The organism is Akkermansia sp., from assembly GCF_020860705.1.
In the GTDB taxonomy this organism is placed as follows: Bacteria; Verrucomicrobiota; Verrucomicrobiia; order Verrucomicrobiales; family Akkermansiaceae; genus Akkermansia.
This window is the reverse complement of sequence record NZ_JAJBTT010000048.1, coordinates 19403-35768: the sequence shown is the minus strand read 5'-3', so window position 1 is coordinate 35768 and position 16366 is coordinate 19403. Positions and strand designations below refer to the sequence as shown.

11 protein-coding genes are annotated in these 16366 nt (G+C 58.2%); 6 read left to right on the top strand and 5 right to left on the bottom strand.

What is annotated here, in order from left to right; translation table 11 throughout:
* Window positions 1–405 precede the first annotated feature (405 nt).
* The 5 genes from LIO64_RS11265 to LIO64_RS11245 all read left to right on the top strand — a co-directional run bounded on the left by LIO64_RS11265 (window position 406) and on the right by LIO64_RS11245 (window position 7113).
* Window positions 406–1368, top strand: a complete 963-nt coding sequence (locus LIO64_RS11265; protein ID WP_290549545.1) for a phosphate ABC transporter substrate-binding protein — start codon at window positions 406–408, stop codon at window positions 1366–1368.
* Between the two features lie 93 nt (window positions 1369–1461).
* Window positions 1462–3816: an ABC transporter permease subunit gene (locus LIO64_RS11260; protein WP_290549544.1), complete on the top strand. Its 2355-nt coding sequence runs from the start codon at window positions 1462–1464 to the stop codon at window positions 3814–3816.
* A 37-nt stretch (window positions 3817–3853) separates the two neighbouring features.
* The gene (pstA, locus tag LIO64_RS11255) at window positions 3854–5608 is read left to right on the top strand and encodes a phosphate ABC transporter permease PstA (RefSeq protein ID WP_290549543.1); all 1755 of its coding nucleotides are present in this window, start codon (window positions 3854–3856) and stop codon (window positions 5606–5608) included.
* Between the two features lie 22 nt (window positions 5609–5630).
* Window positions 5631–6410 (top strand): phosphate ABC transporter ATP-binding protein PstB, encoded by a 780-nt coding sequence (gene pstB / locus LIO64_RS11250; RefSeq protein WP_290549542.1) that lies wholly within the window; start codon window positions 5631–5633, stop codon window positions 6408–6410.
* Window positions 6411–6438: 28 nt separating this feature from the next.
* Entirely contained in the window at window positions 6439–7113 is a 675-nt protein-coding gene (locus tag LIO64_RS11245) for a phosphate uptake regulator PhoU (protein WP_290549541.1), read from the top strand.
* A gap of 180 nt (window positions 7114–7293) precedes the next feature.
* On the opposite strand, the gene LIO64_RS11240 is transcribed toward LIO64_RS11245, so the two are convergent.
* The 4 genes from LIO64_RS11240 to LIO64_RS11225 all read right to left on the bottom strand — a co-directional run bounded on the left by LIO64_RS11240 (window position 7294) and on the right by LIO64_RS11225 (window position 14621).
* Window positions 7294–7677 carry a hypothetical protein gene (locus LIO64_RS11240; RefSeq protein WP_290549540.1) on the bottom strand — a complete coding sequence of 128 codons (384 nt, stop codon included), beginning with the start codon at window positions 7675–7677 and terminating at the stop codon, window positions 7294–7296.
* A gap of 369 nt (window positions 7678–8046) precedes the next feature.
* Complete coding sequence (locus tag LIO64_RS11235) at window positions 8047–9171, bottom strand: Rid family hydrolase (RefSeq protein WP_290549539.1); 1125 nt, start codon at window positions 9169–9171, stop codon at window positions 8047–8049.
* Window positions 9172–9198: 27 nt separating this feature from the next.
* Window positions 9199–11067, bottom strand: coding sequence for a multiheme c-type cytochrome (locus LIO64_RS11230; RefSeq protein WP_290549538.1), 1869 nt, complete (start codon window positions 11065–11067; stop codon window positions 9199–9201).
* Window positions 11068–11075: 8 nt separating this feature from the next.
* Window positions 11076–14621: an SUMF1/EgtB/PvdO family nonheme iron enzyme gene (locus tag LIO64_RS11225; RefSeq protein WP_290549537.1), complete on the bottom strand. Its 3546-nt coding sequence runs from the start codon at window positions 14619–14621 to the stop codon at window positions 11076–11078.
* Between the two features lie 465 nt (window positions 14622–15086).
* Here LIO64_RS11225 and LIO64_RS11220 point away from each other — a divergent pair, with 465 nt between their 5' ends.
* Window positions 15087–15902, top strand: a complete 816-nt coding sequence (locus LIO64_RS11220) for a PEP-CTERM sorting domain-containing protein (protein ID WP_290549536.1) — start codon at window positions 15087–15089, stop codon at window positions 15900–15902.
* Window positions 15903–16102: 200 nt separating this feature from the next.
* Here the strand turns inward: LIO64_RS11220 and LIO64_RS11215 are convergent, their stop codons facing one another.
* Window positions 16103–16357 (bottom strand): hypothetical protein, encoded by a 255-nt coding sequence (locus LIO64_RS11215; RefSeq protein ID WP_290549535.1) that lies wholly within the window; start codon window positions 16355–16357, stop codon window positions 16103–16105.
* Window positions 16358–16366 lie beyond the last annotated feature (9 nt).

Below are 16366 nucleotides of genomic sequence, written 5' to 3'. Positions count from 1 at the left end.
GAACCCTTGCCAACAGAGGAGGAAGGGATCCCTGGAAGAAAGCCGCTTTTTCCCCCAGGCAAGGGGGAGGGGCGGCTTTTTTGAGGAAAGAGGCAGAGAGAGGAGAGGGAAAATAGGGAAAATAGGGGTAATAGGGAAGGATAGGGACAAGAAGAATAGGGTGGATAGGTGAGTCCCTATAATCCCCATTACCCCCATTACCCCCATATTCCCTATCTCCCCTATTCCTCCCATTGTCACCCCCCACAACCCCAATGTTACAAACTCCTTGCAGATTGTGACGATTTCTTAACCAGGATTCACTTCCTCACCAGGGGGACGGGAGGGTATCACTTCCCCGTCCTCCGACATGAACGGCGCTACCGTCCGGACAGCGGAAGACCCAACACAACAGAAAAAGACGCCATGAAATTCGTCGCCAAAATCCTGACCATTGCAGCCGCCCTCAGCTCCCTGAGCATGGCCGCCGATCAAATAACCGTTGACAGCAGCATCAAGCCCTATGTGCCCACTAGCGGCGTTTCCGGCAACTTGAGCGCCGTCGGCTCCGATACGCTGAACAACCTGATGACTCTTTGGGCGGAGGGATTCAGCAAAAAATACCCCAGCGTTAAAATCGGCGTTGAAGGCAAGGGCTCTTCCACAGCTCCCCCCGCCCTGACGGCAGGCACAGCCCAGCTGGCCCCCATGAGCCGCCCGATGAAACGGGAGGAAACCGCCGCTTTTGAGGCCAAATACGGCTACAAGCCGACGGAAATCAAAGTGGCGCTGGACGCCGTGGCCTTCTTCGTCAATAAGAACAACCCTATCCAGGCCCTCTCCCTGTCACAGATTGACTCCATCTTCTCCTCCACCTTCAAGCGCGGAGGCTCCAATATCTCCGACTGGGGGGATGCGGGCGTACCTTCCATGAAGGGAAAGGCCATCTCCATCTATGGCCGTAACAGCGCCTCCGGAACAAACGGCTTTGTGAAAGAAATAGCCCTCAAGAAAGGAGACTACAAAAACTCCGTGAAGGAACAACCCGGTTCCTCCGCCGTCGTGCAGGGCATCAGTTCTGACGAACAGGGCATCGGCTATTCCGGCATCGGATACGTCACCTCCGGCGTCAAGACCCTCTCCGTGGCGGAAAAAGGCGGACAGGTGGCTGTACAGCCTACCTACGACAACTGCCTCAACGGCAAATACCCGCTCTCCCGCTACCTGTTGATTTATGTCAACAAGAAGCCCGGCGAACCGCTGGATACCCTGACCAAGGAATTCATCAAATTCATTGTCTCCAAAGACGGACAGGAAATCGTGACCAAGGACGGTTATTACCCGATTCCCGCCAAGGTCAGCGTGGAAGTCCTCAAGAGCATTGAATAAACTCTCTTCCCTACACCATCCACACATGCCGGGGCAGGACTGCGGCCTTCCCGCCGGAGCCCTGCCCCATTTCTCTCTCCGCTGCCTACCGTCATGAGCGCCAATTCTTCCTCCCCTGCGCCATCCAAAAAGCCCAAACCCGTTCCCGAACGCTTCCAGGTGGCAAAAACCACGCTGTGGTTTGACCGCATCATGACTAAAACCATCATCGGGGGAGGCTTTACCGTCATCGTAGCCGTTTTCGGCATCCTTTTCTTCCTGCTGGCCGTCACCATTCCCCTTTTCCAGAGCGCGGACGTGGAAGAACGGCAGCACCTCACGCCCTCCTCTCCGGTTCAGGGAACCTGGGGGCTGGATCCTTCCGGCACACTCCCCTTTGTCTATAACAACGGAAAAAACGTCTTCTTTCTGGACAAGGCTTCCGGAAATCTGGCTCCCGTTCCCGTATCCCTGCCGGAGGGAGAAACCGTTTGCGCCCATTCCTATGACTCCTCCCTGACAGCCTACCCCATCGCTACGGAATCCGGCAAGGTGGGTGTCATTTCCATCCATTCCGGACTCAATATCCACGGCCAGGCAAATGCCCACGGCCCGGACAAGGCCGGAACGGAAAGCAGCCCGCTTTATCCCTTGACGGAAAGCGGTACCATTCCGGGAAAAATATCCCGCGTGGTTTATGCGGACGCAGAGGAACGAAAAATTTTCACCGCAACTGTGGAGACGGAACAAGGACTGCGCCTCCTGCTGATGACGCTGGAAGAATCCCGTTCCCTGCTCCATGAAGGAGAGCTGGCCCCTTCCGGATTTCATGACCTGACGGACCAGCTGGAAGGGAACCCAACCGCCATGCTGCCCGGAGCTTCCGGGGACAGCCTCGTCATCGCCACGGACACGGACAAACTCCTTTATTTCTCCTATGATGAAGACAGGGAAGCATGGGTAAAACGCCAAACCATCCCGTCCCCCCTGGGAGACGGAGAAAAAATGACCACCGTCAACTGGCTCTTTGGAGACATGTCCCTGGTGATAGGCGGCGACAGGGGAAGCCTGAAAATTTTCAGCCTGTATCCCCATCCTCGTCCGGACGGCCCTGCCCTGCGCCTTTTTGGGGAGACCAAGCAATTCTCCCCTCTTGCCGGTCCGGTACAGCACTATGCAGCCTCCGGCATCAACCGTTCCTTCCTCGTTTCCACCCCCAGTGAACTCAGGCTCTGCTATGGAACTACAGCGGACATCCGCTGGAACAGCGACCCGCTGAGGTTCACCCCGGTCCAGCTGGCGGCAAACACGGAATTCAACGCCGCCATTGCCGTGGATGCCGAAGGAAACGTCCACTTCTTCTCCATGAAAGACAAGCATCCGGAAGCCGGAGCCAAAGCCCTGGTCGGGAAAATCTGGTACGAAGGGTACGACTCTCCCAAATGGCTCTGGCAATCCGTGGGCGGCACGGATGATTACGAATCCAAGCTATCCCTGACACCCCTGGTCTTCGGCACGCTGAAAGGCACGCTGTACGCCCTCGTCTTCGCCGTTCCGGTAGCGGTCCTGGCCGCTATCTACACGGCCCACTTCATGGCTCCCGCCGTCAAGCGCGTGGTAAAACCCGTCATGGAAATCATGGCATCCCTCCCTTCCGTGGTGCTGGGCTTCTTCGGAGCCCTGTACCTGGCCCCCAGAATGGAAGACAAGGTGCCTGCGCTGATCTGCATGGCCGTCCTCATTCCTTCCCTGGCCGCCCTTATCGCCTGGTTCTGGACCACACGGCCAGTGGCCTGGCGCAACAAATTCAGCCGCGGCGTGGAGTACATCGTCATGACTCCCGTCATCCTGCTCTGCGCCTGGTTCTGCTGGGAATACCTGGGCTACTGGCTGGAACAGCCCTTCATCAGCCTCTGCCGCGGCGTCATGAACCTGTGGGGTGCGGGAGACTTCCAGGCCGCCAGCTTTGCGGATCTGTGGCGCAACGGATTCGGCATGCCCTATGAACAGCGCAACTCCCTGGTGGTGGGATTCATCATGGGCTTTGCCGTCATTCCCGTCATCTTCACCATCTCCGAGGACGCCCTGAGCAATGTCCCCCCATCCCTCATCGCCGCCTCGGAAGCCCTGGGAGCCAGCCGCTGGCAGATGGTCCGCACCATCGTGCTTCCGGTGGCGTCCGCAGGCATCTTCTCCGCCCTGATGATCGGCCTGGGCCGTGCGGTAGGGGAAACCATGATCGTGCTGATGGCTACGGGCAACACCCCCATCATGGACTGGAACATCTTCAATGGCATGCGCACCCTCTCCGCCAACATCGCCACGGAACTGCCGGAGGCGGCGCAGGACTCCACGCACTACCGCGTACTCTTCCTCGGCGGCCTCATCCTTTTCTCCATGACGTTCATCCTGAACACTCTGGCGGAAATCGTACGCCAGAAGCTCCGCAAACGCTTCAACGTCGTTTGAACTCATCATCCCTCTCTTCCCCATCCATTCATCTTCCATGAAACAGGACTTCAGCCTTCCTCCGGCTCCCAAACGCCCCCTGGGAGAAGTCAACATCTGGCTCACCTCCATCGGGCTCTCCCTGGGCCTCATCATGATCTTCGGCCTGCTGGGCATCATCGTTTTCAACGGCCTGGAAGCCTTCTGGCCCAAAACCATCCATGAACTGACGATTGCCCCCACGGCGCAAGGGGAAAAACCGCTCACCCTGTACGCCGGCATCACGAAGGACCAGACGCGCCACATTCCGGCAGACCCGGCCCGGCCGAACTCTACAGCCGGGGACGTACGGGAATACCAGCTCTTCACCGGAAGCAAGGAAGTCTATGGACAATCCTACCGCTACGTGGACGTGCACAACGTCACCGCATCCTCCACCCCGAAGGGACTCCTCTGCCTGGAACGCATGGAGGGAGGAAAAGCCCTGGTCAAACCTCTGGCGCTCAAACTGGCCTCCGGAAAAACCGTTCCGGCCTCCTCCCCGGAATTCATGGCGGCCTTCCGCCGCGTGCTGGACCATGAAGGAAAACTCCGGGACAAGATCAAAACCATTGACACCAGAGACATCGGAAGCATCAACACCAAACTGGCGGATGCCAAGCTGGACATCAAGGCCATTGAACGTTCCTACGACATCCGCGAGGAAAACGGCCAAAGGACGGCTACACCCGCACAACATCCCATTCTCACGGACATGAACCATCCGCTTGAAGAATTGGACCGGCTGCATGCCGATGTAGAACGGCTCAATGCGGAATATGCCCAATACACCGCTGAAGCAGCTAAACTAAGGGAACAACAGGGCCGTGACTCGCTCGTATACGCCCTGGGAGACGGGGAAAAGAAGGAAGTCAGCATGGACAAAATCGTCTACGGCTACCGTCCGAATGACTTGGGCTTCTTCGGCAAATGCGGCGTCTTCTTCCACAACCTGTACCACTTCATCATGGATGACCCGCGGGAAGCCAACACGGAAGGCGGCATCTTCCCCGCCATCTTCGGCACCTTCATCATGACCCTTCTCATGAGCGTATTGGTCACGCCCGTGGGGGTCATAGGAGCCATCTACCTGCGGGAATACGCCAGACAGGGAACGCTGGTGCAGGCCGTTCGCATCTGCGTGAACAACCTGGCGGGCGTGCCTTCCATCGTCTTCGGCGTCTTTGGCCTGGGCTTCTTCGTCTACTATCTTGGGGGCACGATTGACGAACTCTTTTACTGGAAAAAACTGGCCGTGGACAACACTCCCACCTTCGGCACCTCCGGCATCCTGTGGGCCTCCCTCACACTGGCCCTGATGACGCTCCCCGTCGTCATCGTCTCCACGGAGGAAGCCCTCTCCGCCGTCCCCCGCGGCCTGCGGGAGGCGGCCCTGGCCTGCGGCGCCTCCAAATGGCAGATGATCAAGCGCATCATTCTGCCCAGCGCCCTGCCGGGCGTCATGACCGGCCTCATCCTGGCCATGGCCCGCGGCGCCGGGGAAGTGGCCCCCCTCATGGTCACGGGCGTGGTCAAGCTGGCCCCCTCCCTGCCCATTGACGGGGAAGGCCCCTTCATCCATCTGGAACGCAAATTCATGCACCTGGGCTTTCACATCTATGACGTGGGGTTCCAGTCGCCGGACTCGGACGCCGCCCAGCCCATGGTCTTCGCCACTACGCTGCTGCTCATCCTGCTGGTGGTGGTCATGAACCTCACGGCCATCCTCATCCGCAACCGCCTGCGCAAAAAATACGCGGCATCCAGCTTCTAACCCTTGATTCCTTCACCATCTCATGACTGAACCAGCCGCCGCAGACGACGACCCTATCATTGAAGTGGAAACCTTCTCCTTCTTTTACGGAGACAAGCAGGTTCTCTTCAACATCGGCATGACCTTTGAAACCAACCGGGTGACCGCCCTCATCGGTCCCTCCGGCTGCGGGAAATCCACCCTGCTCCGCAACATCAACCGCATGAACGACCTGGTCCCGGACGTCCGCCACCAGGGGGACATCCGCATTGACGGCACCAGCCTGTATGACCCGCGCGTGGAAGTCATCTCCCTGCGCAAGCGCGTAGGCATGGTCTTCCAGAAATACAACCCCTTCCCGAAAAGCATCTATGAAAACATCGTCTTTCCCCTTCGCGTCGCGGGACGCAGCAAACGCGCGGAACTGGATGAAACCGTGGAACGCAGCCTGAAAGGAGCCGCCCTGTGGGATGAAGTGAAGGACAAACTGCACGAAAGCGCCTACGGCCTTTCCGGAGGGCAGCAACAGCGGCTGTGCATCGCCCGCGCCATTGCCAACCGTCCCCAGATCCTGCTGATGGATGAACCCTGCGCCGCCCTGGACCCCATCGCCACGCTGAAAATAGAAGACCTGATGGAAGATCTGAAAAAAGACCTCACCATCGTCATCGTCACCCACAACATGCAGCAGGCCACGCGCATTGCGGACCGGACCGCCTTCATGTACATGGGGCGCCTGGTGGAATACGGGGAAACCTCCCAAATCTTCACCAACCCCGCTGAAAAAGAAACGGAAGCCTACATCACGGGACGTTTCAGCTAAACATCCCAACTCTTTCCCCACCCATATCATGACATCTCCCGGCAATCACATCCTTCCCCACTATGACGCTGCCCTGGAAGCCATCCGTACCCGCATCAATCATATCTGCGGCATGCTGCTGAAACACATGACCGTACTGGAACGGGTCATCTCCGGAGCGGACAGAGACGGAGCCAACAGCATTATCGCGGACGAAGATCCTTTGAATGAGGAAACCCGCCAAGTGCTTTCCCTATGCGCCTCCGCACTCACCCAGTTCCACCCGTTGGGCAGCGACTTGAGGCTCGTCATCGCCCTCTCCCGCTGCGGGGACAAACTTCATGAATGCACGGAGGAAATAACGGGCATTGCCAAGCATGCAAAAACATCCATCAGGCACGGGGAATCCCTCTGCCCGGACATTGTGCTCCCTCTGCTGGACATGGCCGTCTCCGAATTCAGGGACGCCGCCCGGTGCCTGGAAACCCAGGATGCGGATGCCGCCAGGGAAATACGCCTCAGGGACAAAAAACTGGACAAGGCCCACCGCAAGGCACTGGCCCTCCTGGTCTCCCCGGAACGAGAAAGCCCTCCCTCCCTCAACGTCAACCTGCTCTTCATCATCCGCTCCATTGAGCGCATCGGGGACATTGCCAAGACCATCGCTGCTGCCGTCGTCTTCCTGAAGGAAGCCACAGACATCCGCCACGGCAAAGAGAAATAAAGACTATATATCGCCACAGTTGCCCGGAAAAGAAAGAGCGCAACTGCGGTTATTCCCCCAAGACAGTACTCCTCCCTTTTCCAGCATCTGCATTTCTGTTATTACCAAAACTTCTGTGCAAAAAAAGAACCAGAGAAAACGACAACGTCCTGAAAATAAATGTATTTACTTTCCTCCCGGTCATTCCGCCTTACTGATGCTGAAGCAGTAAACGGCGGGATTAATCAGGGCCAGAGGGAGGTAAAACATGGCGAAAGAAAGGGACCCGCCAAACAACATCAAACACAGGGTGGACACGATAAACAACACGACGATTTTCACGCTCCGCGCCCAGTCCAGGCGATGCACCAGCCAGATCAGGACGGCACATATAAAGCCAATGACCACGCACAGCACCCCGCCCATGGTCAGGAATTGCATATAACTGGAACAGAACTCCTCCAGCCACCGCACATTGTCCGGGCCGGGGGGATTCCCTTCCCAGGCAAAGATACCCGGAGGCAGCAGCACCCACAACAGCACGGAAAAAAACACCAGGCGGTCCGTATTAAGTCGATAGGTCATGCGGAGGTACGGTACCATTTCCGTGCAGGGGATAACAAGTTAAATCAGCCATTCCCGCAGCTACCCCCATAAGAGACGAAGAGGCTGACTCCGGGGGCCTTTACATCTCCGGTTCACTATGAGATACCGTCCATGGAAAGACGCCATGCAAGCATTGGAGCAATCATGAAATTCACCATTACTCCATGAGGCACATGCGACAGCACTCATGGTTGATGCACAACCCGCCAACATCAATATAACCCATCTTGTTCATCTCCCTTTTATTCGTCCTACCGCTCTTCTTGAGCGGTGATGTAAGAAAGTCCTCAGCCTTGTATTTCATCACCATGATTCATTCTTTTCATCCTCTCCATGAAACCACTAAACTTACAATGGGTCAAAAGCATCCTCTCCGGCTCCATTGACGGCGATGCCGTCTATTTCCACCAGCCAGCCGGGACGGCAGACAGGGGCTTTCAACAGAAGATGCGGCACTCCCGCCAATGGTGAATCCATCAACGCCCGGCTCACCAGATCCCGGTCCGCCCCGTCGCGCAGGTACACCACGGCCTGTTTCAGGTCGGACAGGCTTCCGCCATTCCGTTCCATCAGAGCGCGAATGTTTTCCAGGGTGCGGACCGTCTGCCGCGCCACGTCTCCCGAATGGACAATGTTTCCTTCCGCATCAATGCTGGCCGTACCGGAAATGAAGTAGTGGGAACGGTCCCCGTACACAATGCGGGTTCCGCGCTCAAAAGCCACCCGGTACAGATGCGTGGGTGAAAGGTACTCCGGCGCCTCCATGTACCGGATCTGGCCCGGCTTCAGTCCCACGATTCCCAGGCTGTCCATGTGCAGCAGGCGGGCCGTCGTTTCCGTACAGCCTTCAATTCCCGTGCTGGCGATGAAGTGGCTCTCCGGCGTCAGCCCGTAACGGGCAAAGCGTTCATTGCGGCCTTCCACCAGCCCCCGGTAATTGTTGTCAATGTCCCGGCAATAAATCCAGGTACGGTGAACCAGGTCCGGCACAGTTCCTCCATGCAGAGCGGCCACCCGGTCCAGCCAGCGGAATTCCTCCTGCATCTGGCCACGGCTGTCCGCAGCGGAGGCCATACGCCTTCCCGCCAGGAATAATTGGTAACGCGGCATCCGGACCGTTACTACCGTACCCCCCTGCTCCGTTTTCCGCCTTTTTTCCAGTATTCCACCAATGTGCCAGGCCTCCACAGCCACACGGGCCCCGTTCGCCGGGGGCTGCCCTACCACGGAGACATAGGAGTTCCGCTCCCCCACCACCCGGCGCAGCTCTTCCTCCTGGCGCACCGGATCGCTGACATGGAAGCGCAGCAGGAATTCGTCTTCCTCTCCGCCCCCCAGGTCACAATACCTGTCCATCAGAGACTGCAATTCCTCCTCAAAGCACGCGCCCGGTTCCGCCGTCATGCAGAAGAACCGTTCCCGCGCTCCGCCCTTTCCGCTCCATTCCATTTTTTCAGGTGAATACGCCGCCATGGTGTCCTCTCTTCTTATCCTCCGCCCTTACAGGGACTGCACATAATTGATCAAGTCTTCCAGGTCACGGTCATTCAGTCCGCTGGTTTTGCCGCGGAGGTCCCCCGGATTGTGCGTCGTGACGGCTTCCCGGATCGTCTTCGCCCTACCGTCGTGCAAATAGGGGGCAGTCCGCCACACTTCCACCAGGGAGGGCACCAGAATGCTTTTCCCTTCATCCAGCCCCCTGGCCGTTCCCGTGGCAATCAGTTCCTTGGTAGTGAAGTACGGGTGCGGATGACAATTCACGCATCCGGCCGTCTTGAATATTTCCTTTCCTCTCCGTGCGGATTCGGACAAGGCACCGCGCTCCACTCCGGGAGCATGGCACTGTATGCAGGAATCATTCCTCGTCTGCGACTTGGAAGGAGTTTGCGCCGTCAGGAACGGGCTGGGAACTTCCTTCATGTTTTTCAGGTATTCATTCACGCATTCCGCCAGTTCCCGTGAAGGTTCCAGAAATTGGATGTGGACAAACCCCGCCGTCACGGCCACCTCCGCGGAGGCGCGAACACCCAGTGTCATCACAGGGCTTGTCCGATGGGAAAGGAACATGGTGCGCGTGTTTTTCGGGTTGCCCATGCCATCGTTCAGCAGGTCCCAGTTCAGGCCGTCCACGCGGCCGTCCGGATGGCAGGTGGCGCAGCTTTGCCAGCCCTGGAAGCAATGGGAGGCGTCATTGAAGTACTGTTCCCCCATTTTTTCCCGGGAGGGACGGAAGTCTCCGTTCAGGGCGATTTTCCTGGGTTCGGCGCCTGCCTTGAGGGGTACTTCCGCCAGCGTATCGGAGAAGTATCCGGCCACATAAACGTTTTTACCGTCGGATGCCAGAGCGCGCGGGCCGTTCAAGGGCAGTGGCACACGGAGGCGGAGTCCGTGCAGGAAGCCCAGCCTTTCGGAAACAGGTTCGTTTTCCCGGTCTTCCCGCTTCATGCGTTCCAGCAGGACGGGAAAATCAATTACGGACAGTTCATGCGTTCCCGCATGCGTCACCAGCAATTTGCCGCCGTCCCCGGAAAAGAGGACTCCCCAGGGATTGGCCGCCCCCGCATCCGGATCATCCAGCAGAACGGGATGAGGCTTGTCCGGCCGCTCCGTATCAATAATCGTCACGGCGTTCGTGTTCATCCAGCCCCGGTCCAGCTGCGTGGTGGGCACCTGGTAGCGGCTCAACACATGCGCCACGGCCAGATAACGGCCATCCGGGCTTGCCGCCATGCCGCGCACACCCTGCGTCCCGTTGGAGAGCGGGAAATGAGTTGTCTTCCCGTCTTCCACCAGGGTCAGCGCAGCAGCTGTGAAATCCCCGTCCGCCGTCCCCGCCGGCAAATGGCCTGCCGCCCATATCTTCCTGCCATCGGGAGAAACAGCCAGGGCCACCGGTTCACGCGGAACGCTCCAGGAATTCAGCACGTTGCCGGTGGAGGCATCCATTTCCACTATTTTGGAATCAAACCGGCACGCCACATACAATTTTCCTCCGCGCAGCACGGGGGACATGGGCGTATTCCCCGCCGGAAAGGAGCCTTTCCGTGCTCCGCTTTCCAGGTCCACCACTTCCACTACGCCGCACGGGCCGCCTTCCGCCACATAGGCGGTTACACCGTCAATCGCCATGCCGTTGGGCGGCTGGCCCAGCCGGATGCTTTTCACTTTTTCCCCGGAGGCGGGGTCCACCAGCTCCAGAGTCCGGCTTTCATGCCCCAGCACGGCCACCAGATGATCAACAACCTTTACATCCACAGGGGCCACAGGACCGGAAACGACATCCGGATCCCGCCTGCAAGAGACGAAGGCCAGCAGGCAGCAGATAACAGCCGCAGAGGCGCACAACATCGGTTTTAACTTCATAGCCATTTCAACGGTCAGTCTTCAATAATCACGCGGAACCCCACGTTGTATACGGGCCGCCATCCGGGATACCCCCAGCGCCAGGAAGCCGTGGCCCGCCTGGGGCGGTCATACCAGGAACCGCCGCGCACGGCACGGGGAACGCGGGCGTCCAGGCTTTCATTGCGCCCGTCACTGCCCTTCCAGGGATAGGGCCTGTATTCGGAACGGGTCCATTCAGCGGCATTGCCGATCATGTCGTACAGCCCGTAGGCATTCGGTTTGTAGCTCTTGACGGGGGCCAGATGAAGCACGCCGTCATTGTACTTTTCATCCCGCGGCACAAAGTCCCAGAAACGGTTGGGATTCCGAATCGGCTTGGGGTCCACGCCGGAGACGGCCAGTTCCTTCAGCGTCACGTCCCCCAGGTTGGCATACGCGGAGAAGTCCGCACCCCGTTCTCCAAAGAAGAAATCCGTATCCGTACCACCCCTCGCCGCGTATTCCCACTGCGCTTCCGTAGGCAGCGTCACCTTCTTACCGGTTTTCTCGGAAAGCCAGCGGCAGAATTCCATGGCTCTGGTCCACGGCACCCGGATGACCGGAAAGCGGGGATTGGCGTCCATGTTGTAGCCGGGCCTCACCTGGTCCTTGTAATGCATGTCGTACCACCCATTGAGGTATTCCGGATCAAACCGGCGGTATTGCTCCAGCGTCACTTCCGCTTCTCCCATCCAGAAAGGTTTTTCCATGTTCACGGGGGAGACGGGGCTTTCCGCGCCGGTTTCCCTCTCATTCCCCATCTTGAATTTCCCCGCGGGAATGCGGCGGAACGTCATGCCTACGCCATCCCCCAAATCCACGGACAGCGTTTCATTCCGTGCTTCCGGAACCGGCATGCTTTTTTCCATAACACAGGGAATGGACCTTCCCCCGTTAAAGATGAACCCGTTGACATTTCTCCGGAAACGGGAATCCTGCATCGTTACGTAATTCCGTTCCGCGGCGGAAAATTGCCTGTGCAGGTCATAGCGCCGCTTCAGCAGCCTTTCATTGCGTTCTCCCGGCCATTCGCCCAGATAAGGGGCGTTCATGTCCATCCACGTCACCAGGCGGTTCCAGTCCTCCTCCGGCATATTCACCCCGTGATGACCTTTTTTAAGGAGCTGGTAAAGTTCCGACGTATCCGCAAAGAACTCCGTGGGGGCCAGCCCCAGATAGTTTCCTTCCGGACCGTTGCGGCGCACGTAGGGATGCAGGTTCCAGTAGGCTACGGAGCCGGGGGCGGGTGCTCCTTTGGCGGCCTCCAGCGTCATGAGATCCGGTACTCCTGCACCGGCCTTGTCTCCCGGAGTGTGGCAGCGGATGCAATGGCGGTCCAGCACGGGCTGCACTTCATTCATGAAGGAAAAAGTGCGGGCCGGCCCGTACCATGGAGTAATGGGCGCCGGCTTTTGCCGGGAAGCCATGACCGCCTTGGCGGGCGGCGCGGAGTTCTGCCGTTCATGGCAGCCAATGCAGCTGAGCGTTTCCCCCGGCATGGCGGTAAACCAGCTCCGCATCAGCGCCAGGGCGCGCCCTTCTCCGTCCAGCACCTGCAGAGTCAAAGGCTGGCTGGCGGGAGCCGTGAAGATGGCGGAGCCGTCAGGATTCACGGGCACGGTTCCGTACAGCACTTTCAGGTCCCAGTTGCTTTCCATGCCCATGGCATAGTGGCTTCCCGTGTTGCGGGGGCTGTACTCGGACATGAAGACGCGCAGGGCCTTGGCCTCCCCTTTCGGTACTCCGGCCATGGCGCGGCCCCGGTACACGTCGGAAATGTACACGGTGGCCGTCCTGCTCTCCGGCTTCACGCGGTCATGCAGCACGGGAGGTTTTTTGCGCGGCCGTAGCGGCATGGGGTCCGCATAAATGAAATAGGAGGAAGCGGTCAGCGGAACGATGTTGTCGTACATGTCGCACCAGACCACATTGGTCACGCCCTGGTTGCCGGAAGGGGAAGAGACGGCCAGGAAGGTTTCCTCATTCAGCGGATACGGTTCCGCAAAATAGGGAGTTTTCAATCCATCCACCAACTGGTCCCTGGTGACGTTTTCCACGGGTTTTCCATATCCCGGAATTTTCTGCACGGCGCCTTCCGTGGCGGTGCGCCCCCGGTTCACGTCAAAAACGACCAGTTCCCCAAGGCGCCTGACTCCATGATGCCCGCTGACAATACCGGCAAACATGCCCGGCCTGCCCGGAAGGGGGCGGGCGTTGAACAGGCTGTTGGGCCAGTAGGAGTTGGAGCCGTAGTATTCCTTCTGGTCGCTGCCGTCCGGATTCATGTGCATCAGCACGCGGCTGAAGTAGTGTGCGCTCTCCGTGTACTCCCAGCGCAGGAACATCACCCGGCCGTCCGGCAGCATGGTGGGGAACCAGTTGTTGTCCTGGTCAAAGGTAAGCCTCCGGGTCGTCTTTTTCTCCCGGTCGTAAAGGTGGATGTTGCCCACATAGTCCGTGCCCGCCACGCAGGGCACCCCCTGCATGCCGGAGGTGTTGATGAAAATGATGCGGCCGTCCGGCAGGTAGCAGGAGTTGTAGCTGTCCGTATCCTCCGGCATGTGGGCCGTGAGGGATTCCGTTTTCCCGGTCTTTAAATCCAGTTCAAAGACGTCCCATGGCCTGTTTTCCTTCTTGCCGAAATGGTTTCCGGTGAACATGAGCCTTTCCCCGGAAAAGTCCACCTCCAGATGACCCATCCAGCGGTCATCCCCCAACAGCCTTGACACGGGGGAAGACGAGGAAATCCCACCAAATTTCACGATACTGCTGCGGTAGGTGCGTCCCGGCCCCGGCATGCTGGAAATGCCCTGCCAATTGGCCGGACGGTCATGGTTGAAAGAGCTTCTCCCGGCCGGGTTGAAACGCCGCACCCCCACCCATTCCCGCAGGGAGTCCTGTTCCGGGAGAGAGTCAATAAGAGCCTTTTTTCGCAGATCCACCAGTTCACGCAACAGGGGAGCCTGTTCCGGGCCGGCCTGTTCCACCCACCGGTCCAACGGACCCAGCTTCCCTTCCCATTCAGCCAGACGGGCCAGGAAGGCATCCGCGTCAGGGTACCGTTCCCCGTACTTTTCCTTGTAACGCTTCACCGTCCGGCGGATGGCGTCCGCATCGTAATAAGCCGCCAGTTTCTTCAGTCTCAGAAAACGGACTTTTTCCAAGATGGCTTCCTCATGCTTTGCCAGGTCATCCCAGGAAGAAACAACCCCCGCCTGCTCCGCCGGGATGGAAAGGATTTTTGCCAGCGCGGCTCCGGCCACCTGTCCATCCGGCCATGCCTGGAATACGGGAGCCAGCAGCACCATGGCATCGCCGCAGTCATCGGCGGCGGCCAAGTCGGAAAGGGAAGCTACATGTTCCGCCGTTTGCGTCCACAACCGCTGCATCCACGGATTCTTTTCATTCGCGGAAGCCGGGAGAGGAATTCCGGACAATTCCCGCAGCCAGGGCTGCAGCCCGGAGGCATGGAGTATTCCGGCTCCCAGCACAGCACAGCCGCATGAGAGAAGGCGCAGAATGAAACAGGAGTCAAGCATGGCGTATTATTTTACATTAGTACGCAGAGGAAATTCTTTTTCATTCAACCAGAATATTCCTCTCCATCAATTTCCCCTATAATCGACAGATAATAAATACATAACTTAATTGTGAACGGATTACCAATCCGAAAGTCAAGCTCTCATTCTGAGGAAAAACATCTTGTGAAGGAATCTCCCGGAGTAGAGGGAAGCTTTCAGCTGGGAACGGAAGCCTCCCGGCTTTCGTATGAAGGAGTAAATCCGAAGCCTGGCGAAGGGGAATTTTCCATGCAGTTTTTTTACCAAGGCCAGGAGGCCCTGGCTCCCAGCAAGTTGTGCCGTGACAGCAACAGGGGTGACCCGTTGAAGTTTCTTCAGGCAAATCCGGCTTGCCGTTCCTGAAAGAAAATTGGGCGGATTGGTAATCCGCAGAATAATTCCTGTCCTCCAAAAAAATAAGAAATCCTGAATCATATCACTCTCATGAAGAAGAATTTATTGCTTTCCTCCTGCATCACCATGCTTGGGACTTTGTGCACGGCGCAGGCTGCCGGAACACTGGTATGGGATATGTCCTTCACCGGAACTTCCAGCTCCCCGAATGCAGAGAATATCGTGGTTACGGGAGCCGACGGCTCTGCCTATGACAGCCTCACCTCTTCCTTTGGCGGAGGCTCCGTCACGGACGGCGTCTATCATTCCAACGGTTCCCGCCTGACCATCACGGACAGTGCCTCGCCCCTTTCCATGTGCAACAGTTTCAGCTTTGTGGTCAAAGCAAGCCTGGCCGGAGAGGGCACCACCAACTGGCCTGTTCTGTTCGGTCTGGGAGAAGCCAACGGCTGGAACCTGAAAATCAATTACACGAAGGGTGCAAATGCCGGATGGGGCTTTGCTCCGGAAGGCTACACCCTGTCCGACCTTACCTCCACTCCCGGGACCGTAACGCAGGGAAAAGAACAAACCTTCATTGTTACTGTAGACGCCGGCGCCAATGACGGTTCGGTTCAAACGGGGACATCCACGCTTACCCTGTACCTGAACGGACAAGCCATTGCCACGGCAACGCTGGACTCCAGCAACCGGACCAATGAAAAACTGGATACCTTTTCGCTGGGCGGACGGCCGCTTAACGATAATAACAATCAGACTGCCGAGTTTTCCAATGCCCAGCTGTACCAGGGCGTGCTGAGCGCGGAACAGATTGCGGCCCTCAGTGTGCCGGAACCGGCCACGGCTACCCTCAGCTTGGCGGGGCTGGCGTTCCTGGCCTTGCGCCGCAGAAGACCGCAGGTTTAAGGATACCTCCTTTTCCCTTTCACCACGGATATTCCGGCAACGGAATATCCGTTTTTTCATGTTTCCACGCCATGGGAAGAACAAGGAACAGGCATGGAAGCCGAATTCTTCGTCCGTTCCGGCCCTGGCGGGCTTCTTCTGCGGAGAAGGCAGGCGCCAGGCCGTGCCAGGCTCATCTTCACATCATGGGCATGCGGCCTTTACACATCCTCCAGCGTCCGGGGGCGCAGCAGGTACACCTTGTCCCGTCGGCGTACCTGTTCGGGAACGGCCAGGTACACGGTTTCCCCCTTTTGCGCGGCGTCCACGGGTTTCATTCCCGCCTCCGTCTCCTGCTGCATGGCCATCACTTCCACACGGACGGCTCCCGTGGTAGGGCCTGCAATGAGGATGGACTGTCCTACGGACAAGCCGCCCGCAGAACCGTCCCCTCTTTCCCGGCAACCAATCTCCACGCCTCCCCC